Annotated in this window: 18 protein-coding genes; 10 read left to right on the top strand and 8 right to left on the bottom strand. The window is 45.1% G+C overall.

Going from position 1 to position 22,052, the window contains the following annotated elements; translation table 11 throughout:
* Positions 1–6: 6 nt before the first annotated feature.
* The 3 genes from HMPREF0650_RS10335 to rfbA all read right to left on the bottom strand — a co-directional run bounded on the left by HMPREF0650_RS10335 (position 7) and on the right by rfbA (position 3,958).
* Positions 7–441, bottom strand: coding sequence for a BT0820 family HAD-type phosphatase (locus tag HMPREF0650_RS10335; RefSeq protein WP_004350593.1), 435 nt, complete (start codon positions 439–441; stop codon positions 7–9).
* A gap of 63 nt (positions 442–504) precedes the next feature.
* The gene (locus tag HMPREF0650_RS10330) at positions 505–3,021 is read right to left on the bottom strand and encodes a GumC family protein (protein WP_004350592.1); all 2,517 of its coding nucleotides are present in this window, start codon (positions 3,019–3,021) and stop codon (positions 505–507) included.
* Positions 3,022–3,076: 55 nt separating this feature from the next.
* Positions 3,077–3,958 (bottom strand): glucose-1-phosphate thymidylyltransferase RfbA, encoded by an 882-nt coding sequence (gene rfbA, locus HMPREF0650_RS10325; RefSeq protein ID WP_004350591.1) that lies wholly within the window; start codon positions 3,956–3,958, stop codon positions 3,077–3,079.
* A gap of 300 nt (positions 3,959–4,258) precedes the next feature.
* Between rfbA and HMPREF0650_RS10320 the strand changes: the two genes are divergently transcribed.
* From HMPREF0650_RS10320 to rny, 4 genes are all read left to right on the top strand, one after another.
* On the top strand, positions 4,259–4,888 hold the full coding sequence (locus tag HMPREF0650_RS10320; protein WP_004350590.1) for a DUF8491 family protein: 630 nt from the start codon (positions 4,259–4,261) through the stop codon (positions 4,886–4,888).
* Between the two features lie 138 nt (positions 4,889–5,026).
* Entirely contained in the window at positions 5,027–5,320 is a 294-nt protein-coding gene (locus tag HMPREF0650_RS10315) for a coiled-coil domain-containing protein (protein ID WP_040563173.1), read from the top strand.
* Between the two features lie 8 nt (positions 5,321–5,328).
* Positions 5,329–5,631 (top strand): cell division protein ZapA, encoded by a 303-nt coding sequence (locus HMPREF0650_RS10310; protein WP_004350588.1) that lies wholly within the window; start codon positions 5,329–5,331, stop codon positions 5,629–5,631.
* Positions 5,632–5,803: 172 nt separating this feature from the next.
* On the top strand, positions 5,804–7,336 hold the full coding sequence (gene rny / locus HMPREF0650_RS10305) for a ribonuclease Y (RefSeq protein ID WP_004350587.1): 1,533 nt from the start codon (positions 5,804–5,806) through the stop codon (positions 7,334–7,336).
* Positions 7,337–7,725: 389 nt separating this feature from the next.
* Here the strand turns inward: rny and HMPREF0650_RS10300 are convergent, their stop codons facing one another.
* Positions 7,726–8,391: an MgtC/SapB family protein gene (locus HMPREF0650_RS10300; protein ID WP_004350586.1), complete on the bottom strand. Its 666-nt coding sequence runs from the start codon at positions 8,389–8,391 to the stop codon at positions 7,726–7,728.
* 143 nt (positions 8,392–8,534) lie between these two features.
* Between HMPREF0650_RS10300 and HMPREF0650_RS10295 the strand changes: the two genes are divergently transcribed.
* Complete coding sequence (locus HMPREF0650_RS10295; protein WP_004350585.1) at positions 8,535–9,740, top strand: L-serine ammonia-lyase; 1,206 nt, start codon at positions 8,535–8,537, stop codon at positions 9,738–9,740.
* A gap of 27 nt (positions 9,741–9,767) precedes the next feature.
* Here the strand turns inward: HMPREF0650_RS10295 and HMPREF0650_RS10290 are convergent, their stop codons facing one another.
* The 3 genes from HMPREF0650_RS10290 to HMPREF0650_RS10280 are packed head-to-tail and all read right to left on the bottom strand — an operon-like array spanning position 9,768 to position 14,484.
* A complete protein-coding gene (locus HMPREF0650_RS10290; RefSeq protein ID WP_050774871.1) occupies positions 9,768–11,306 on the bottom strand; it encodes a DUF5687 family protein in 1,539 nt (512 codons plus the stop codon).
* A gap of 57 nt (positions 11,307–11,363) precedes the next feature.
* Positions 11,364–11,996 (bottom strand): outer membrane lipoprotein periplasmic chaperone LolA1, encoded by a 633-nt coding sequence (gene lolA1, locus HMPREF0650_RS10285; RefSeq protein WP_040563172.1) that lies wholly within the window; start codon positions 11,994–11,996, stop codon positions 11,364–11,366.
* 13 nt (positions 11,997–12,009) lie between these two features.
* Positions 12,010–14,484, bottom strand: coding sequence for a DNA translocase FtsK (locus HMPREF0650_RS10280; RefSeq protein ID WP_004350582.1), 2,475 nt, complete (start codon positions 14,482–14,484; stop codon positions 12,010–12,012).
* Between the two features lie 103 nt (positions 14,485–14,587).
* On the opposite strand from HMPREF0650_RS10280, the gene HMPREF0650_RS10275 reads away from it, so the two are divergent.
* The 3 genes from HMPREF0650_RS10275 to tilS are packed head-to-tail and all read left to right on the top strand — an operon-like array spanning position 14,588 to position 17,733.
* On the top strand, positions 14,588–15,256 hold the full coding sequence (locus HMPREF0650_RS10275) for a 3'-5' exonuclease (protein WP_004350581.1): 669 nt from the start codon (positions 14,588–14,590) through the stop codon (positions 15,254–15,256).
* Positions 15,231–16,415, top strand: coding sequence for a class I SAM-dependent rRNA methyltransferase (locus HMPREF0650_RS10270; protein ID WP_004350580.1), 1,185 nt, complete (start codon positions 15,231–15,233; stop codon positions 16,413–16,415). The genes HMPREF0650_RS10275 and HMPREF0650_RS10270 overlap by 26 nt, the downstream gene beginning before the upstream one ends.
* On the top strand, positions 16,408–17,733 hold the full coding sequence (gene tilS, locus HMPREF0650_RS10265) for a tRNA lysidine(34) synthetase TilS (protein ID WP_004350579.1): 1,326 nt from the start codon (positions 16,408–16,410) through the stop codon (positions 17,731–17,733). Before HMPREF0650_RS10270 ends, tilS begins: the two co-directional genes overlap by 8 nt.
* A 172-nt stretch (positions 17,734–17,905) precedes the next feature.
* Here the strand turns inward: tilS and kdsB are convergent, their stop codons facing one another.
* Positions 17,906–18,658 (bottom strand): 3-deoxy-manno-octulosonate cytidylyltransferase, encoded by a 753-nt coding sequence (gene kdsB, locus HMPREF0650_RS10260; RefSeq protein WP_004350578.1) that lies wholly within the window; start codon positions 18,656–18,658, stop codon positions 17,906–17,908.
* A 106-nt stretch (positions 18,659–18,764) separates the two neighbouring features.
* Between kdsB and HMPREF0650_RS10255 the strand changes: the two genes are divergently transcribed.
* Together HMPREF0650_RS10255 and HMPREF0650_RS10250 are read left to right on the top strand one after the other, a co-directional pair.
* A complete protein-coding gene (locus tag HMPREF0650_RS10255; RefSeq protein WP_004350577.1) occupies positions 18,765–19,898 on the top strand; it encodes an MORN repeat-containing protein in 1,134 nt (377 codons plus the stop codon).
* A 43-nt stretch (positions 19,899–19,941) separates the two neighbouring features.
* Positions 19,942–22,011: an alpha amylase C-terminal domain-containing protein gene (locus tag HMPREF0650_RS10250; protein WP_004350576.1), complete on the top strand. Its 2,070-nt coding sequence runs from the start codon at positions 19,942–19,944 to the stop codon at positions 22,009–22,011.
* The last annotated feature ends 41 nt before the right edge of the window (positions 22,012–22,052 follow it).

The raw sequence follows: 22,052 nt of genomic DNA, 5'->3' as shown, positions 1-22,052 counted from the left end.
CACAACTCACCATTTCCACCAACGCTTTTTGGGTTTGGCCTCTTCGGCAGTTTGTCCTCGTAAGTATGCTTCACGAATCAAGTCTTTAGTTGTTTTATGGTCGTGTATCATGTGATATATTTGTCCCCAGTCGGGCAATCCGCCAATGTTGCGATCATCGATGAAAAGGTCGGCCTTAATCTTTCTAGAGAAGTGGTTGTTGTTGGAGGTACCTTCCTCTTCTGGATAGTCCTTGTTGACCGTCCAAAACTCTACCCCGCGTTCTTTGCACCAATCTACAGCTTCTTGCAGGAGAGTTCCTTCTCGTACGCTCCATAAGATGAGTCGATGATGCTCCTTGATGAGCATTTTGAGTGTTTCGGTAGCGAAAGGTATCTCTTGTCCTATCGCGGGGTACTTATGTTCTACGATGGTTCCGTCAAAATCAACTGCTATTGTCATCTATTTGAAATCAGTTTAAATGGTGGCAAATATAAAAATGATATTAGCACGCCATCAAGTGCATTAACGCTTGATGGACGTGTCGTTCTTGTCTCCATAGTGGCTGTTTGCATAGTTGCCGTAAGTACCGTAATTGCCATAGTGACCGTACGATCCGTATTTCCCATATTTTCCACCGTATCGTCCATACCTCCCATACTTTCCGTATCTGCCATATCCATAATAATATCCATGCTTCTTCTTGGACATGTCGATACCATTGATGACGATGGATATGTTAGGAAGTTTCTTCTCTTTTGCCAAGCTGTTGATCAGTCCGAAGCTTTCTTTTGGCGTATAATCAGCACGGCACATGTAAACTGTGGCGTCTGCTACACGTCCTATTTGCAACGTGTCGGTGACGAGACCAACCGGAGCAGTGTCGATGAGAATGTAATCGTACTTTTCCTTTAAGTGGTTGATGATGATGTCGAGCGATGGGCGAGCTATTAATTCGGCAGGGTTGGGAGGAATGGGTCCTGACATGAGAAGATCCAGGTTGTTGTTCACGCCCGATGGCAAAATTTGGCTTTGGATTTCTTCCCAGTTAGGCTGCTCCTTGGTCAACAACATGGTAATGCCATGATGATGGTCGTTTATTTCAAAGAGCTCGGCCAAGCGTGGCTTGCGGATATCCAATCCAACGATAATCACTTTTTTGCCAAGCAGTGCGAAGCTGACTGCCAGGTTGGACGCATTGAATGTTTTGCCTTCGCCAGAGGTACTCGACGTGAAGAGGATGACCTTCTGGTTTTCTTTCAACATGAACTGGAGATTGGTTCGCATGCTTCGGAAGATTTCTTCCATCTGGTTGTTCTGGTTCTCGTGAACCACGATGTCGGCTTTTGTCTTGGCTGTGTCACTTGCAACAGCGACGTCGGCCAAGATGGGAAGCTTGGTAAGCTTGGCAACATCGTCGTGTCCTTCAATCCTATAGCGGAAGAAGTTGATTAAGAATAAGATGAGTGCAGGAATACCCAGTCCCAAAAGCAAGGCGATGAGGAAGATGATTTGTCTTTTAGGACTTACTTGTCCACCGTTGGCGGGTTCGTCTATCAATATGCCTTTGTCGGCAGTTGCAGCAAGCGAGATAGAGTTCTCTTCTCGCTTCTGTAATAACATCAAATAGAGTCCTGACTTAACATCTTGCTGTCGGCCAATCTGAGTAAGCATTCTTTCTTGCTCTGGACTTGCTGTGAGTTGTCCTTGATACTTTCCGTATTGCGAAGCAACATTGTTGCGCTGAATTTGAAGTCCTTTCTTGGCCTGGGCCATGGCACGGTGGATGCTGTTGTTCAAATCATCCAATTGAGAGGTGAGGGGGGTTACCGTTGGTGAGGTTTCGGAAGCACTGCGAAGAAGTCTTTTTCTTTCCAATGCAATTTCATTGTACTTACTGATCAAGCCGTTCACCGTAGGGTCTGAGATGCCCACGTTGGCTGGTAGAGTCTGATATTGGTTGCTGGGTTGCGACATGCTTTCTTGTACGCTGTTGAGCAGGGCTACCTGTGTATTGGCTTCTGCCAGCTTCTGGTCGTACTCGTTTGCATTTTGCATGGCTTGACCAGCATTCATCGCTTGATCTACCATTCTGTTGCGTTTCTTGTAGCTTTCCAGCTGTCCTTCAGTAGCTCCCAATTCTTCACTGATCTTTTCCAGACGGCTATTGATGAAGGCTTCTGTATTGCGTGCTACCTCATTCTTGTCCATGTTGGCCTGTCGGTTATAACAGATGACCAATTGCTTTAAGTAATCGCTGGCGCGAGTAGGTACTTCGTCCTTGACTCCCAGAAGAGCAATGGATGTTGTTTTATTGTTCTGTGCTACAGAGAAAGCGCCTCTGTATCCTGCTGCTACGCTTTTGGGTGGAAGAATGGAAACCTTGAACGATTGTCCGTCTTTCATGGAGCCTGCATTTTCGTTCATGAACGATAGAATACCAACTTTGGTAACTATTGTGGATGGCAGTTGACTAATCTTCTTGTCAATGTTCGTGGTTTGCCATCCTCTTCCTTCGACGGGGCTATTGTAACTTCCTGTGACATGATATGTGTTGCCTACTCTCTGGATAACCATAGAGATGGGTGAGCGCAGCTTATCGAGATGGGCAGGATCGAGGTCCACGCTGATGGGCTGACTCTTATAGATAACCATGTCTCTCACTCTTCCTTCAGAGGTATATTTAACGTAGAGCTTCAGGTCTTTCACCGTCTGTTCTGCCAGGTTCAGGGAGGATAAGATCTCCATTTCATTATCTATACCCGTTGAGTTTGACATCATGCCAAGGTTTGATGAATAGAGCAATGAGCTTCTTCCTCTTCTAGTTTCTTCCTCTTTAATTAGCAGCTTGGCGAACGACTGATAGATGCGTGGCGTGTATCGCAGATAGATGGCTGCCGCTCCCAGACAAATAATTACAGACAGTACAAACCATTTCCAGTTGAGGATGAGTGTCTGTATGATCGTTTGTAAATTGAAGAATGAATTCTCCTCTTGTCCTTCAACGTTCTCCAATTCCTGATTCTTTATCTCTTCTTCCATTTTTTAGCTAAAATATAAATTCTTATTTCCTGTTCATTCCTTCCCAGCCATCCCGTTAAATGGTCCTGCTAGCGATGTCTAAAAGGTATTTTCCATAATTGTTTTTCAACATGGGTTCTGCTAGTTTCTTAAGTTGTTCGGCGTCAATCCATCCTTGCTTGAAAGCAATTTCTTCCAAGCAGGCGACTTTCAATCCCTGTCTTTTTTCAATCACCTCGATAAATGTGCTTGCTTCAGACAGACTGTCGTGAGTTCCAGTGTCCAACCATGCGAATCCACGTTGCAGAGTTTTTACCTGAAGTTGCTGTCGTTCAAGAAATGTTTGGTTAACAGTCGTGATTTCCAGTTCTCCTCGTTCGCTTGGTTTGATTTTCTTTGCAATGTCAATTACAGAGTTTGGATAGAAGTACAGTCCCACTACAGCATAATTGCTTTTAGGGTGTGCGGGTTTTTCTTCAATGCTCAGGCATTTCCCTTGACCATCAAATTCCACCACGCCATACCGTTCTGGGTCGTTCACATAGTAGCCGAAAACGGTTGCCTTATCTTTTTGTTCGGCGTCTATTAAGCTTTGTTTCAGCAGAGCGGTGAATCCCGAACCATAAAAGATATTATCACCCAGCACCAGGCATGCGGAGTCGTCACCAATAAAGTCTTCACCCAGGATAAACGCTTGTGCCAAACCATCAGGGCTTGGCTGCTCTACGTATGAAAACTTCACGCCAAGGTCATGACCATCACCAAGAAGTCTCTTGAACCCTGGTAAATCATGAGGTGTCGAAATGATGAGAATTTCTTTAATTCCTGCCAGCATCAAGACTGATACTGGATAATAAATCATGGGCTTGTCAAAAATGGGAATGAGCTGTTTGCTTATTCCTTTGGTGATGGGATAAAGGCGTGTTCCGGAGCCACCGGCTAAAACGATTCCTTTCATTCTTCGAATCTAATTGGTTATTAATCTGATAATCGCAACAGAATTATATTTGCTATGGCTATCACTCGAACAATCAACTTGCATGATTAGATGGAGCCTTTTGTTACCAACAAGGCTCAAACATCATACTTGTTGTACTTTTTCAAAAGTTGTGTACAAAGGTATAAATAATTATTGAAAGCGGAAAGTGCTACAGCTAAAATTGTTTCTTTTGTTTTGTATATTTATGGTTTTATCATACCTTTGTAGAGATTTAGGAAAAATCTCGTGGTTACGAAATGAATTTAATTTTACAATATAATGGCAAATTTATTATCAAAACTGTTTGGAAAGAAAGATCGAAATGACACTACTGGTGGAATGGAAGACTACATGACACTCATCAGGGTTTACTTTCAATCGGCTATAGCAGCTCAGTTGGGTATCAACAACTTAAAGATGCTGCCCGACCTCAGGACGTTCAAGATTACTTTGCACGTTCCTACTGTTAACAACAAGCTGGGAGTGGGCGAGAAAGCACGGTGCAAAAACATGTTGAAAGAAATGTATCATACAGATGATCTTTTTTTCAAAGAAATTGATCAGAGTATACGAAAGAATTGTCGAAGGTTGGAAGATGTGCAACCTTATTTGCTACAGTTTCAGGGCTTTACTCAAGAACTGATGATGCTTGTCGGAAACTTGATGAAGTTTAAGTTGCGCATGCCGTCCATCTTCAAGAGTGCGTTGTACACCATGACAGAAAAAACCGTGAACGACATCTTTACTAAAAATGACTATAAGGATGCTGGTGTCATCAAAGCAGCGGTCGCTGTTCGGCAGTATAACAAACGACTGGGATTCTCTCAAAAGTGGACCACCGATTTCATTCATCAGGTAGTAATGCTGGCTAAAAAAGAACCGAAGCCAGGAAATGAGAACCAAAAATAACCATCAATCACACAAAACATTACGACAACTTGGCGTTGCTCGCGCAATCGGCTAAGATTAAAGTGATGGACAAAAAAACAACCGATAATTTGTGATTGTCAATTTATTACGCTAAATTTGTGACCAAATTGTATGTCGATGGATGCTAATGAGAAAACTCTAACGCTCTTTACCACTCGCATGAGGCAGATGATTCTCCAGTACAAGGAAACAAAACAGGAGAACAACAGCTTGTATGCAATGGTTGACGAGCGTGATGCCAAGATAAAACAGCTCGAGGCGAAGTTGAATCAAGCACAAAATGACTACAACAGTCTCAAACTAGCCAAGATGATAGAAATTTCTACAACTGACCTTGAAGCGGCCAAGAAACGATTGTCAAAGCTGGTAAGAGACGTCAACAAATGTATCACGCTACTGAATGAAAAGTAATCGGAGCGATGGCAGGAGACAATAGAGATAAACTACAGATAAGATTGCATGTTTACGATACCGACATGAGCGTCACGGTCATGCGGCAGGATGAGGAGTATTATCGTAAGGCAGCCAAACTTATTACTGATACTGTAAACACTTACGCTTCTGTTTTCAAGGCAAAGAGAAGCGAGAAGGATATACTCTATATGGCTTTGATAGACATAGCATTGCGTTACAAAAAGGAGTTTGCACGCAATGATGTCACCCCGTATAGTAAAATCATATCTCAATTAACTTCTGAAATTGAAGAGGCACTGAAGGATTAAACCAACCTTCCACAACGTGCATTCTTGTACCAGGAAGTTATTTATCTTTCTAAGCCATTCTGATTTAAGCGGAAATGTATGGTGCAACGTGCGGATTGCCGCGCTTATGCATGATTCTTCCGACCTCTTTCATTTATGTAGTTATTATAAATGAAATTTAAATTTAAAAATAATGAGTATAGTAATTGTTGCCATCGTAGCGCTGATTCTTGGCGGACTGGGTGGCTATGCGATTTTCCGTTACATTGTTAAAGGAAAATATAATGAAATGGTAGCAGCCGCTAATAAAGAGGCTGAGGTTATTAAGGAAAAGAAATTGTTGGAGGTCAAGGAGAAATTCCTGAACAAGAAATCTGAGTTGGAAAAGGAAGTTCAACTTCGCAACCAAAAAATCCAACAGACCGAGAACAAGCTCAAGCAAAGAGAAATAGGATTGAGTCAGCGTCAGGAAGAACTCGGACGCAGAAAACAGGAGGTAGACCATCAGCAACAGCGCATCGACAATGAAAAGAAATTGTTGCAAATTAAGCAGGCCGAACTCGAAAAAATGCAACTGCAAGAGCGCGAAATGCTGGAAGAACTCTCCGGACTGAGCGCCGAAGAAGCAAAAAGCAGATTGATAGAAAGTCTGAAAGACGAGGCTCGTACGGATGCAGCCGGCTACATCAATGAAATCATAGACGAGGCCAAACTCAATGCCAACCAAGAGGCTAAGAAGATTGTCATACAGACTATCCAGCGCGTCGCCACTGAGACGGCTATTGAAAACTCTGTCAGCGTCTTCCACATTGATAACGATGAGGTGAAAGGCCGCATTATTGGACGCGAAGGACGCAACATCCGTGCTTTGGAAGCTGCAACGGGAGTAGAAATCGTTGTCGACGACACACCCGAAGCCATCGTTATTTCTGCGTTCGATCCAGTGCGTCGAGAGGTTTGCCGTTTGGCTCTTCACCAGCTTGTTGCCGATGGACGTATCCACCCCGCACGTATAGAAGAGGTGGTGGCAAAGGTGAAGAAGCAACTTGATAACGAAATCATCGAAACGGGAAAACGAACCGTGATCGACCTAGGCATTCATGGCCTGCACCCAGAACTGGTGCGCATCGTAGGCAAAATGAAATATCGCTCAAGCTATGGACAGAACCTCCTTCAGCATGCACGCGAAACCGCTAATCTCTGTGCGGTGATGGCGTCAGAGCTGGGACTCAATCCCAAGAAGGCAAAGCGTGCAGGACTTTTGCACGATATTGGTAAGGTACCTGATGAGGAAAGTGAACTGCCCCACGCACTGTATGGTGGCAAGCTGGCCGAAAAATACAAGGAGAAGCCAGATATCTGCAACGCCATCGCAGCCCACCATGATGAGGTAGAGATGCAAACACTGCTGGCTCCCATTGTCCAGGTGTGTGATGCCATCTCGGGTGCGCGCCCTGGTGCACGTCGCGAAATTGTGGAAGCATACATCAAACGACTGAATGACCTCGAAGCTATTGCCATGAGTTATCCTGGTGTCACCAAGACCTATGCCATACAGGCTGGCCGCGAACTTCGCGTTATCGTAGGTGCCGACCAGATGGATGACGCCGAGACACTGAAGTTGTCAGATGATATTGCCACCAAGATTCAAAACGAGATGACTTATCCTGGACAGGTAAAAATCACCGTCATTCGCGAAACACGCAGTGTGGCCTACGCTAAATAAGAGGCGCTAAGATTATAATTATATCCACTAAGATAAAAAGTAAAGGGTGTGTCAAGCTGTTGATGCACCTTTTTTTGCTTCGTCACTCCAAAAAATATACCGCTATATGTGTTTCTCCTATGTATGGCAGAGCACAAAATACGAAATAAAGTACAGGCTGCGATAGCGTGCTAGACGCTGGCAGCCATGGAGATGAGTTGTAAATGGTGGCGTTCCGCCAAGCACGTCGTCTGGTCAGCCACCGACTGCTTGACGTGTAGTGGATTCAATCCCATTGAGTTTAGCATCCAATCTCTATGACTTTGCCAATCAAAAGCATTGACTTTGGATGTCAAACTCATTGACTTTGAAAATGGATTGATAGTTTGTTGCCGAACAAAGCAAAAGCTTTACTCAATACTTTTTACCGTAACTCCCTCAAAATGAGATATTAAAGACAAAATGTGGTTATTGGCTTTGGCTCGCTTAATGGTTATTTCCATTTCGACGTTGTAGCCAGTTCCTGCGCCAGATTTTTCAGGGTGAATCTCGTATGAGTTGATGGTTATCTTTTCTTGGTCAAGATGATTCAGGATGTCTTGAATGCGTTTCTTGTCAGAAGCGGTAAATATGAGATTAATGTTTCGGTTGCCAAAACGCTTCATCGTATAATTCAACGTTTCCAGGCAGGCAAGCACCATGACTGTTGAAGCCACAGCAATGACGTACATACTAGCACCACAGGCCAAACCGATGGCGGCCGTTGCCCATAAACCTGCGGCTGTTGTAAGTCCGCGGATGACCTGTTTTTGGAAAATAATGGTGCCGGCACCGATGAAACCAATGCCCGATACAACTTGTGACGCAATACGCGAAGGATCCAAAGACACATTTGGCTGTGTGGCAAGTATGTGCTCAAAACCGTACTGAGATACCACCATAAAGAGCGCACTGCCCAGGCCTACGAGGAAGTGCGTGCGAAAACCTGCTTCTTTGGCTCTGTATTCGCGTTCTAAACCGATGAGACCGCCTAAAAGGGCAGCTATCATTATGCGAAGAATCAAATTGATGTCCATATTATACCTTTATTCGTGCGAAGATAAATAAAAATTCATGGAATAGCAAACTAGCATTAGAAAAAATAGCTACCTTTGTACCAGATTGTATTTCGAAGTTATCAAGACATCGATTTGAGTCGATCAAAAACAAACGTGAAGTTATGAAATCGTTGAAAGAATTGTATAAAATAGGTAGGGGACCCTCCAGCAGTCATACCATGGGACCTCAATTGGCTTCAAAGATATTCTTGGAGAAATATCCTCATGCCCATAGTTACGAAGTGACGCTCTATGGCAGTTTGGCCGCAACGGGCAAAGGGCACATGACCGACGTGGCTATCATTGACGTATTGGGAGTGAACCATAAGTTGGAAATAGTGTGGAAGCCCAAGATATTTCTTCCATTCCATCCCAACGGAATGGAGTTCAAAGCTTTTGGTGACCATCAGGAACTGTTGGGCAGCTGGGTGGTATATAGTGTCGGTGGCGGTGCCTTGTCGGAAGGAAAAGGGGATGATGATCTGTTCAATACCCAGGATGTGTACGATCTGAACACCATGAAGGACATTATGAAATGGTGTGAAACCAATGGTCGAAGTTACTGGGAATATGTCGCCATGTGTGAAGGTGATGATATTTGGGACTATCTCATGGAATGTTGGAACGTGATGAAAGCGGCTGTGGAACGAGGCATCAATCATGAAGGAGTGCTGCCCGGTCCCCTGAATCTTCGTCGAAAAGCGCCCAGCTACTATGTGAAGGCGACGGGGTACAAGAGGTCTTTGCAAACACGTGGACTTGTATATGCATACGCACTGGGGGTGAGTGAGGAGAATGCTTCCGGTGGAACTATTGTCACAGCCCCCACCTGTGGTGCATCTGGTGTGATGCCAGCGGTGTTGTATCATTTGGCCAAGGGACACGAATTCAGTGATACGCGCATCCTACACGCTATGGCCACGGCCGGACTGTTTGGCAACATCGTGAAGCACAATGCGTCTATCTCTGGCGCTGACGTAGGATGTCAGGGCGAGGTGGGCGTAGCTTGCGCTATGGTTGCAGCGGCAGCGTGCCAGTTGTTTGGTGGCAGTACCATGCAAATAGAGTATGCGGCCGAGATGGGACTTGAACACCATTTGGGTATGACTTGCGATCCGGTATGTGGTTTGGTTCAGATTCCGTGTATCGAGCGCAACGCTTTTGCCGCAACCCGAGCATTGGATGCGAACTTATACTCCTCGTTTTCAGACGGCAAACATCGTGTGTCGTTTGATAAGGTGGTGAGAGTGATGAAGAGAACAGGACACGACTTACCTTCGCTTTATAAAGAAACCAGCGAAGGAGGATTGGCCGCAGAGAAGTTTTAGGCTAGTGCTCCAATTTGTGTGTCAGCGTTATCGTGAGCTTTGAAAGCCTTCCAGCAGTTGGTATTTCTTGCGCATCATCCTGTTGTAAATGTTGCGTAGCCAAAACTTACTGGTGGCGATGAAAGCTACGCCTACGACCAACATGAAGGCATAGACCTGTTGTTCGCTCATGAAACCGCTCAACGTGGTAATGAGGATGCTGGGTACAAAGAGACATCCCATGGTGACAACCAGCTGTCTGTAGTTGTTTTCCATTCCGGCCTTACTTATGTATTTGGTGTTGAGCGGTAAGGTTTGCTTGTTGTAGACGGCCATTTGGAAAAGGATGAAATATTGAAAACCTGCCGTAAATACAGCATAAGCCAGAAGCATGAGTAAAGACCATTTGCCGACAACGACTGTTGGAATCATCAACAGGAATGGTACTAACAACATAACGCAGTAGAATATATATTTCGCTTTGAGGAGCGATAGAATGTTTTCCTGGTGTACCATGAGACAATCAATGTAGTTGCCTTCATTGCACATGATGCGTGTCAGCATCACCGCACCAAAGACAACAAAGTTGTAACAACCCAAGAATGAGACCATGGCACCGCTGTCATAGATGTCTGTAAAAGAGAGCAATGCAGAGAATAGCAACACCACACTGACGGAGGTAATGAAGCTTTTTTGGGGATTCTTGTTGCGCAATAGGGTTTTTACTTCAAGTTGTAGGTAAAGACCTGTTTGTCCAAATCGCTCAAAGAACGAAAGCTTATTGACACGGTGCAGGTTCGTTTTTTCTAAATGCATCAATTCTGACAGGATGTGTGCATACTGGATGCGTCGGTTGAGGAAGAAAAGAAGAACCAATAAGGCTACAAGGATGAGGTAGGGGAGAAGGCTCCCGTCTGTGAAGAAATGTCCTATGCCAGTATAAAAGTCAAACAGATGCTCCAGGCTGGCATGCTGACCTAGGTACCAGGGCATGGCCATGATGGCATAAACCACGCCCACCAATATCCACCAAAGTGCACTGTCATTGATCAAGGTTCGTGCTATATAATACCATTGTGTATTGATCAGCATGAGTAGCCAAAAGAAGAATAACACGCCGAGTGATACCCATACACCAGAACTGAAGACAACCGACATCAGTATATAGGGAACATAAAAGGAGAACCAGGTGAAGTTGTATCCAGAAAGAAGTGATGTTCCGATGAAATTGTCAATGCAAGCATACTTCGAAATGGGCAACAGAACGTAGGGCTTGATGAGCTGTGCGGGGATTTCTTGGAAGGCAAATCTAAATAAAAAATCAAGCACAAGGATGAAAGGAACTGTTCCGCAAACGAATTCAACTGGGGTGTAGGAGCGGCTGTCATTGGCTGCCAATGAAAAAAGAATGGCGATGAAGCAAAAATAAACGAACCCAAAAATGGTCATTCCCCACATGACGTACTTGGCAGCCTTGTTTTGTTCAAAACTTAAATTGCGTTTCTCGGCAAGTTTCCGATGACGCCAAATCATCTTGAACAAGTCAAATCGTTGTTTGAAACCTGCTAACAACAGTGATTGTTCCATTGACTTCATGTGGTAAAATATTGATAGGTGATTTCTTGTTCGCTAGCTTAATGCAGGCTATCTCAAATCAATGACCTCGGCAGACGGCAAGTCTTTCGATCGGAATACGAAAGTACTGTTGGGAAGGTTCTTGGCTTTAAAGTTGATGATGTTGATGACGGTCCAGCTACCCCCTTGTTTAATCTTAACTTGCGACGGACTGTAGGTTCGCTTGTTGATGTAGATGTACATATCTGGTATGCCATTGTTCTTGTTTTGGGCAACCATGTGTACTTCGTAATTGTTTCCCTTTACTCGGTGACTCAGTTGATATCCCGCCTTATACATATTGATGAAGGTGTAGGGATTCATGGAGATTTGCTGCGAACGCGATGGGGTAGAGATGTTCACCTCGTTGGTGCTCTTCATGTAGCTCCACTGCGTTTTGCCGTCAAACCACACCATGGCTTGGGGTGTTCGTGCATGAAACTTGTTGCCCTTGATGGCAATTGTACCGGAAGTCTTTCCCATCTTCGCACTTGAAATCGTGAAGTTGGCACTCGCACCACCTGCTCTTCCAACCACTTGGGCTGTCCTATCCAGTATTTTTCGGGTCTGCGAATTACTTTGACTGTTTGCATTCGTATAAATAGTGACTGCAAATAGGAATACGATTACTCTCTGTATGTTTAAAAATAGATATCTTTTCATTTTATATTTTCTTTTATGTTGAATGGATGACAGCAATAATTGAATTGAGTGAAGCTTCGTCTTGCACCAGCACATCTCTTGGTTTGCTTCCTTGAGCGGGACCAACAACGCCCGCTGCTTCAAGCTGATCCATGAGCCTTCCCGCACGGTTGTACCCGATGGAGAACCGCCTTTGTATCATACTGGTTGAGCCTATCTGACTTGTGACGATGGCATGAGCCGCTTCTTCGAAGAAGGGATCAAGACTTTGTATGTCGCCACCTCCGGCACCACCGTTACCTGTTTTTCCGTCAACAGCAGGTTCAGGCAACTCCAAAGGTGACACTGGACCGGGCTGACTGGCTATAAATTGATTGATTCTTTCAATCTCTGGCGTGTCAACAAATGCACACTGAACACGAACAGGCTCGTTCCCGTTGAGGAAAAGCAGGTCGCCTCGTCCAACCAACTGGTTGGCACCAGGACGGTCAAGGATGGTTCTCGAGTCAATCATGGCACTTACTTTAAAGGCCATTCTGCCTGGGAAGTTGGCTTTGATGTTACCGGTAATGATGTTGGCAGTGGGTCGTTGAGTGGCGATGACCATGTGTATGCCCACGGCACGGGCCAACTGTGCGATACGAGTGATGGGGGCTTCAACCTCTCTTCCAGCAGTCATGATCAGATCACCATACTCATCAATCACAACAACGATGTAGGGCATGTATTCATGTCCTTTGGTTAAGTTTAGCTGGTGATTGATGAATTTCTTGTTATACTCCTTGATATTTCTCGCTCCGGCTATCTTCAGCATGTCGTAGCGATGATCCATCAAGGTGCAAAGTGAATTAAGCGTCCTGACAACTTTCGTCACGTCTGTGATGATAGGCTCATCATCATTGTCAGGAGCTGATGCCATAAAGTGGTCTGTAATAGGTGAGTAAACACTGAATTCCACCTTTTTGGGGTCGATTAAGACAATCTTCAACTCATTGGGGTGCTTCTTGTAGAGCAGCGAAGTGATGATGGCATTCAGTCCAACAGACTTTCCTTGTCCCGTTGCACCAGCAACTAAAAGATGGGGAATCTTTGCTAAATCCACCATAAAAACCTCGTTGGTGATGGTTTTTCCTATGGCTAAAGGCAACTCCATGGTTGACTCTTGGAACTTTTTAGAGTTCAAAATGCTTTCCATGGATACGATGGTCGGCTTCTTGTTGGGCACTTCGATACCAATAGTGCCCTTTCCTGGGATGGGAGCGATGATACGTATTCCCAATGCGGCAAGGCTTAAAGCGATGTCATCCTCCAGGTTTCTGATTTTAGAGATACGCACTCCCTCGGCTGGTGTAATCTCATAGAGGGTGATAGTTGGGCCTACAGTGGCCTTAATCTCACGGATTGAAACACCAAAACTGTTGAGTACTTCTACGATACGAGCATTGTTAGCCTTGATTTCGTCCATGTCTACCAATGGCTTGTTGTCGCTCTCGTATTTCTTTAACAAGTCAAGTCCGGGATATTTATACTTCAAGAAAGGCTCTTTAGGGTTGATAGGCGTCTTCAAGACCTCTTCAGCTGTCAATGTCTTGCCAGACGCTTTCTCATCTTCAGCAGCCACTTCGACCGTCAGATGTGATGCCCCGTCTTCACTTGAAGGCTGTGTGGAAGCAGTCTTTCCGTTGGATTTTTTCGTAGAGGTGTTTGTAAATTTGGACACATCCGTTAAATCTACCACCGTTGGCTTTGAGTCATCAGCATCAGCAGATGACGTGTTGTCAATGGTCTGAGCCTCATCTTCCTCCTCTGACTTAACCGCAGAAGCAGTGTTATCATGACGGGTAAGATTCGTTACCGTGAATGGAATCTTACGAGTTAAGTACTTCACGGGGTTCAATGCCTTTCGAATCACTTCTATTGTTTCGGCACTTAAATAAGTTAAAAACGCCAGTGCCACCAACAACAAGATGGCGGTTAATCCAGGAGGACCTACCAAATTCTCTAATTGTTGTACGCAGAACATGCCATGCCGGCCACCGGGATTGAACACAAGCTCACCCATCAGCGGCGTAGCAAACTTGGCAAGCGTGACAGAACTCCATATCATGACGAGCGTCATGCCAAGAAACCATTTCCATAGGTTAATCTTGTATACTTTCATCAAGCTAAGTCCCAACAAAATAATGAACAGAGGTATCAGAAATGCGGGAATACCAAAGTTGACTGTAATCAGCGTATAAGCGATGATAGCACCGATACTTCCGCAATAATTTGAGAAGGTACGATCAGCATTCATCCATTCTCTTGGCCGCAAATCCTCCAGGATACTTTGGTCTGCCTGTCCCGTATAAAAATAATTAACCATTGCAACGATGACGTACAGCGCAATGACCGATAGGATAGCACCTAAGAGAAAATCTGTTTTTTCGTTGCTGAAGATATTTTGAAAGCCTACAGCTTCACCCACATTCTTAGGTTTTCGCTCAGGCTTTTTCCTTTTTATTCCCATATCAAGTCTATGTGATTTGAATGCAAAAATAGCGTAAATATGTCAGAATCCTTCACGTTTTGATAACTTTTTTCTATTTTTGCAATTGATAAGAATACGGGTTATGAAGAGAATTATCTATAGCAAATTCAACAAGGAAGCCATCCACACACTCCCACAAGTTTTATTTTCAGGTCGAATCATTGTCGTGACCACTGAAAAAATGGCAGAAAAAGCGGTGAAATTCTTGTTGACTCAAGACATTTTAGGTGTAGATACCGAAACGCGCCCCGTATTCAGAAAAGGACAATCTTACCAAGTTTCTTTGCTTCAGGTTGCTACCAAGGAGGTTTGTTTTTTGTTCCGTCTTAATATGTTAGGCATCACTCCAGCCATCAAACTTTTGTTGGAGAACACGCAAACCAAGATGATTGGATTGTCGTGGCATGACGACTTGTTGATGTTGCATAGAAGATCAGAATTTAAGAAAGGATATTTCATTGATTTACAAGATATTGTCGGTGAACTCGGAATCAAAGATTTAAGTCTTCAGAAGTTGTATGCAAACATCTTTCATCAAAAGATTAGCAAGCGTCAGCGCCTCACCAATTGGGACCAGGAGAGCCTCACAGATAAACAAAAGTTATACGCAGCCACTGATGCATGGGCCTGTATCATGTTGCATGAAGAAATTCTTAGGCTGAAAGAAACTGGCGATTATACGCTCATACCTGACGAAGAAGAAAATAACACTAAACAAGTAAAAGATGACAACCAAAACCATACAGCTTAAAAAGGGTAAAGAAGAGTCGCTCAAACGCTTCCATCCCTGGATATTTTCTGGTGCAATCCTTCGGATGGACGATGGAATTGAAGAAGGCGAACTTGTCAAAGTAGTGACCTTTAACCGAGAGTTCATTGCGATAGGACATTACCAAATTGGCTCCATCGCTGTGCGAGTATTGTCGTTTAGGGACATCACCATTGATCAAGAGTTTTGGGAATCAAGACTAAAAGCTGCCTTGAACATGCGCATTGCCATTGGTATTGCTGACAATCCAACAAACAACACCTACCGATTGGTGCATGGTGAAGGCGACTTATTGCCTGGCTTAATCATTGATTGTTATGGAAAAACGGCCGTCATGCAAGCGCATAGTGTTGGCATGCATGTTGAACGACTGCCTATATGTGAGGCTCTCAGGAGCGTGATGGGCAGTCGTATCGAGCATGTTTTCTATAAAAGCGAGACCACTTTGCCGTTCAAAGCCGAATTGGGCCAACAAGATGGATTCCTCTACGGTGGCAGTGATGACAACGTGGCTATCGAGAACGGATTGAAATTCCATGTGGATTGGTTGAAAGGGCAAAAGACAGGGTTTTTCGTAGACCAGCGTGAAAACCGTACTTTGCTGGAAAAATATGCCAAAAACCGCTCGGTACTCAACATGTTTTGCTACACTGGAGGCTTCTCCGTGTATGCCATGCGCGGTGGGGCCAAGCTCGTTCATTCGGTTGATAGCAGTGCTAAAGCTGTAGAGTTGACCAATGCGAACATCAAGTTGAACTTCCCGTCGGATGCCAGGCATGCGGCTTTCTGTGACGATGCGTTCAAATATCTCGATGCTCACGATGCACAATACGACTTGGTAGTGTTGGATCCTCCCGCCTTTGCCAAGCATCGGGCGGCGCTACGCAATGCTTTGAAAGGCTACACCCGACTGAACGTTAAGGGGTTCGAGCGCATTAAGCCCGGTGGAATACTGTTTACCTTTAGTTGTTCGCAGGTGGTAACGAAAGAAAACTTCAGGAATGCTGTGTTCACCGCGGCTGCCCAGGCCAAGCGCAAGGTTCGTATTCTGCACCAATTGCACCAGCCAGCCGACCATCCTATCAATATTTACCATCCCGAAGGAGAATATCTGAAGGGCCTCGTCTTGTACGTTGAATAAGTTTGAGCATCATATTCAGCAATATATCTCATCTTTATCGTTGCTTCACAAAGATGAGTTGTATCTGGTAGCCCTTTCTGGTGGAGCCGACAGCGTGTGCCTGCTTCGCTGCCTGAAGGCACTGGGTTACCACTTAGAAGCCATCCACTGCAATTTTCGTTTACGCGGTGAAGAGTCGGATAGGGACGAGCTTTTTTGCCAAGAGTTGTGCCAAAAACTTGAAATTCCCCTGCATTTGGCGCATTTTGACACACGCTCTTATGCCCAGTTGCATCATGTGAGCATTGAAATGGCGGCGCGCGAGTTGAGATACGCCCATTTCAAAAACCTTTGTAAGGCCATGGGTGCTGGTGGCGTGTGTGTGGGTCATCATCAGGACGACAGCGTAGAAACCATTCTAATCAACCTGGTTCGCTCAACGGGCATTCATGGGTTGACGGGCATTGCGCCTAAAAACGATTACATATACAGACCACTACTTTGTGTAAGTCGCAAAGAGATAACGGATTACCTGAAAACTATTCAACAAAATTATATCACAGACAGCACCAATTTAGTGCCAGATGTTCAGCGCAATAAAATGCGGTTGGAAGTGATTCCGCATTTGGAAAGCATCAATCCGGCGGCACAGCAAAATATCTTGCAAACGGCCCAGCGCCTGGCTGATGTCGTGAGCATCCTTGACGGGTGGATGGAACGGGTGGCCCAGTGGAAACCCCGTGGACCTTATTGGTGTTTCCCCCTGAAGGAGGTTACGCACGAATACATATTGTGGTATCTACTGAAAAACTATCAATTCACCTCCAAGCAGGTTGACAACATTTATGAAAATAGAAACAATGGCAGCGGAAGAGTGTGGACATCCAAGACACACGAGTTGCTGATTGACCGCGACCAACTGGTGTTGGCACAGCGCAACAATGAACCACAGAAGCCACTCACCATTCTCGAACCAGGTGTTTTCCGCTACGATGCTAAGTTGAAAGTGAGGCTTTCCGTCACCACCGCACCCATATCGGCTCAAACCGTGAAGGACAAACGCTGTGCCTACATGGATTTTAACCAAGTAAGTTTTCCATTAGTACTTAGACCCGTCCAGCCGGCCGACCGCTTCCAGCCTTTCGGTATGAAAGGAACCAAATTGTTGAGCGACTACATGACCGACCGCAAGATGTCGCTGTTTGAGAAACGGCAGCAACTGGTGCTGATCGACCATCAAGGTCATATACTTTGGGTAGTGGAGGAGAGGCTGGCCGATCCCTATAAGATGACAAAAGACACGCAAACGATTTTAAAAGTTGAAATGCTTCGCAACTGAACACCATCTTATCAGATGTTAACGGTGTTCATAACTAATTGTAAACCATGATTATACGCAGGCAGTTCAATTGCATTGAGTTTTGCGCTCAAACTCAATGCAATTGAACCCCAAACTCCATGACTTTGGAGGCCAAAGTCTATGCTATTGAAAATCCAACATTATGACATTGTTATCTCACCTGCTGAAAGTGGCCTAAAAAGCGTTCGGCCCGCTCCAAATCTTCAGGCGTGTCTATTCCAACAGTTTCAATGTCAGTGAGCCCAACCTTGATGCGGTAACCATTCTGCAACCACCTTAACTGTTCCAAACTTTCGGCCAATTCCAGCGAAGATTGGGGCAAGTGGGTGATTTCCTTGAGAACCTCTCTGCGGTAAGCGTATATACCCAGATGCTTTAAAAAAGGATATTGGCTCATCCACTCGTCACCTTTTTTGTTTCTGATGAATGGGATGACCGACCTTGAGAAATACAGCGCATACCCATCTTTATCCACCACAATCTTCGGCGAGTTGGGATTTTCCAGCGCCTTTTGGCTTTCAAACCGTTTTCCCAGCGTTGCTATTTGCGTCTTGGAGTTGTCGAAGCAATGGCACAACGTTTCTATTTGCTGTCGCTGAATGAACGGCTCGTCGCCCTGAATGTTGAGCACAACGTCACACGTCAGCCCCAATTGCTCTACAGCTTCCTCAATTCTGTCCGTTCCACTTTGATGGTTAGCACTGGTCATCACCGCTTTTCCGCCAAAAGCAGTGACGGCATCAAAGATGCGCTGGTCGTCAGTTGCGACGAAAGCGTCTTCCAAAACCTGTGAAACTTGCTCGTACACCCGTTGGATAACGGTCTTGCCACCCAGCATGGCCAACGGTTTTCCGGGGAAACGGGACGACCCATAGCGCGCCGGTATGATACCTGTAAACTTCATAAAAAATCTAATTTAAGACGCACAAAGATACTAAATAATACTAATAGTCTTTGCTGTCTCACTAAAAATAAGTACTTTTGGACGGTACAATAAAACCCGTTATCACGTGAAGAAAGAACTATTATCTATCATATTGTTACTATTTCCATTCTATGTTTTTGCCCAAAAACTCACCTTGGGTTCTTGTATGATATCCGAAGGCGAGGGCAAAGCTCGCGTCACTGGACAATACAAAGGCGAAATGTCTGGCGGCAAGCCTCAGGGAAAGGGCAACGTACTTTACAGCAATGGCAACACTTACGAGGGCGAGTTTGTAAAAGGCAAACGGCAGGGGTATGGCATCTATACGTTTGCCGATGGAGAAAAATATGAAGGTCAGTGGTTTCAAAACCAGCAACATGGCCGGGGAACCTATTATTTCGCAAACAACAACAAGTATGTAGGACTGTGGTTTCGCGACTATCAGCAAGGTCACGGTGTGATGTATTATTATAATGGTGACCGCTATGAGGGCAATTGGTATCAAGACAAACGCCAAGGCAAAGGAACTTACACCTTTTCTACCGGTGCCTATTACAAAGGGCAGTGGAAAGATGACGAGAAAAGTGGCAAAGGATACTTTGACTGGGGCGATGGTTCCAGCTATGACGGTCAGTGGCTGAACAATGTGCGTGAAGGAAAAGGACTTTACAAATACCCTGATGGCGACGTCTATTCAGGCGACTGGCGGGGCGATATCCAGAACGGAAAAGGTATTTATAAATTCCAAAACGGCGACTTGTACGAAGGTGAATACGTTGACGGCGAACGAACCGGAGAAGGCATCTTCCGTTTGGCCAACGGTGACAAATATACCGGAACGTTCAGAGATGGCGAGAAAAACGGTGTGGGAACGATGACATGGGCCAATGGCGACCGCTACACTGGGTTGTGGAAAAACGACTTGCAGAACGACAAGGGGAAGCTGGTGAAGAAGAACGGTGATGTTTTTGAAGGTGACTTTAAGGCCGGGAAGGTGCATGGTGAAGTGATTATTCATTATGCCGACGGCAGCAAATACAAGGGTACGTTCAAGAATGGTAAGCGCAACGGCCCTGCCATAGAAGAAACTAAAGACGGCAAGAGATTTGAAGGGTCGTATGTAGACGATGCCAGAGATGGCAAGTTTGTAGAGAAAGACCGCAACGGAAAGGTGATCACACGAGGTCACTACGAGCGAGGTCGCCGTTATGTAGATTAGACATTTCATATATATCATCATCCTATATTAAGTCAGGTCTATCATGAAAAATAAAACGTCACACCACCCAAAAGGTGCAGAAAAAAAACATAAAGAAGAGGTAGCGAGTGAGTTGGGTATCATCAGGAATGATCCCTATCTGGAACCTTACGCCAACGCCATCCGCGGCAGGCATGAGCATGCGATGGTGACGCAGAGACGTTTGACACAAAACGGAAAGTTGACCTTAAGCGAATTTGCATCGGGACACCATTATTTTGGTTTGCATCCAACTGCAGAAGGGTGGGTGTTCAGAGAGTGGGCACCCCATGCTACGGCCATTTATCTGGTTGGCGACTTCAACAACTGGGAAGAACGGCCTGAATATGCCGCCAAACGTATTGAGGGAACGGGCAACTGGGAACTGATGATGGACAAGACTTCCATTCACCATGGTGATCTGTACAAGATGCATGTTTATTGGGAAGGTGGTCAGGGTGAGCGCATTCCCGCTTGGGTGAACCGCGTGGTGCAAGACAATCACACTAAGATTTTCTCGGCTCAGGTATGGTGTCCAGAGGAGCCTTATGCATGGAAAACAACCAACTTTAAAGCCTCCAGAGATCCGTTGTTTATCTACGAATGCCACATAGGCATGGCGCAGGATGCCGAGAAGGTTGGTACGTATACCGAATTCAAGGATTATGTGCTGCCGCGTATCGTGAAAGCTGGTTATAACTGCATACAGATTATGGCCATACAGGAGCATCCTTATTATGGCTCTTTTGGCTATCATGTCAGCTCGTTCTTTGCAGCATCGTCGAGATTTGGTACACCGGAAGAACTGAAAGAGTTGATAGATGCAGCCCATCAACAGGGCGTGGCCGTCATCATGGATATCGTTCATAGTCATGCCGTCAAGAATGAGTTGGAAGGACTGGGTAATCTTGCGGGCGATCCTAATCAGTATTTCTGTTCTAGTGACAGACGCGAACATCCTGCATGGGATAGTTTGTGTTTTGATTATGGCAAGGATGAGGTGATGCATTTCCTGCTGTCCAACTGCAAATATTGGTTGGAAGAATTCCATTTCGATGGGTTCCGTTTCGATGGAGTCACCTCGATGCTCTATTATAGCCATGGGTTGGGAGAGGCGTTTACCAACTATTCCGATTATTATAATGGTCACCAGGACGGTGATGCCATTTGTTATCTGACATTGGCAAACCAGGTTATTCATGAAGTGAACCCAGATGCGATAACTATTGCCGAAGAGGTTAGCGGCATGCCGGGCTTGGCGGCCAAGGTAAAAGATGGCGGCTTGGGCTTTGATTACCGCATGTCCATGAACATACCCGATTTCTGGATTAAGACCATCAAAGAGCTGAAGGATGAAGATTGGAAACCCAGCTCCATCTTTTGGGAAATCAAAAACCGGCGTTCTGACGAGCAGACCATCTCTTATTGCGAAAGTCATGATCAGGCCTTAGTTGGTGATAAAACCATCATCTTCAGGCTGATTGACGCTGACATGTATTGGCATTTCAAGAAAGGTGATGAAAATGCCCTGGTTCATCGGGGTATAGCACTTCACAAGATGATTAGGTTAGTCACTGCATCCACGATGAATGGAGGTTACCTTAACTTCATGGGTAACGAGTTCGGACATCCTGAATGGATTGATTTTCCAAGAGAAGGAAATGGATGGAGCCATAAATATGCTCGAAGACAGTGGAACCTGGTGGACAATCAGGAGCTGGATTATCATTATTTGGGGGACTTCGACCGCGCGATGGTCAACCTGTTGAAATCACAGAAAGGATTCAACAAAACGGCGATTCAGGAAATTTGGCATCATGATGGCGATCAAATTCTGTGCTACATGCGTGGAGATTTGGTGTTTGTGTTTAATTTCTCACCCTCCCAATCGTTTGTTGATTACGGCTTTCTCGCTCCGGCAGGAAGCTATCAGGTGGTGTTGAATACGGATAATCCCAAGTTTGGAGGTCATGGTTTGACTGACGACAGCGTGGAGCATTTAACCAACTTCGACCCTCTGTACAAAGAAGCAAACAAGGGTTGGCTTAAATTATACATCCCGGCACGCAGTGCCATGGTTTTGAAGAAACGCTAAATATCTCCTCTTGGTCACACAGTCTATAACTCGTTTAAATG

Source organism: Hoylesella buccalis ATCC 35310 (assembly GCF_000177075.1).
In the GTDB taxonomy this organism is placed as follows: Bacteria; Bacteroidota; Bacteroidia; order Bacteroidales; family Bacteroidaceae; genus Prevotella; species Prevotella buccalis.
The sequence above is the reverse complement of the archived record's forward strand: the minus strand, read 5'-3'. Positions and strand labels throughout refer to the sequence as shown.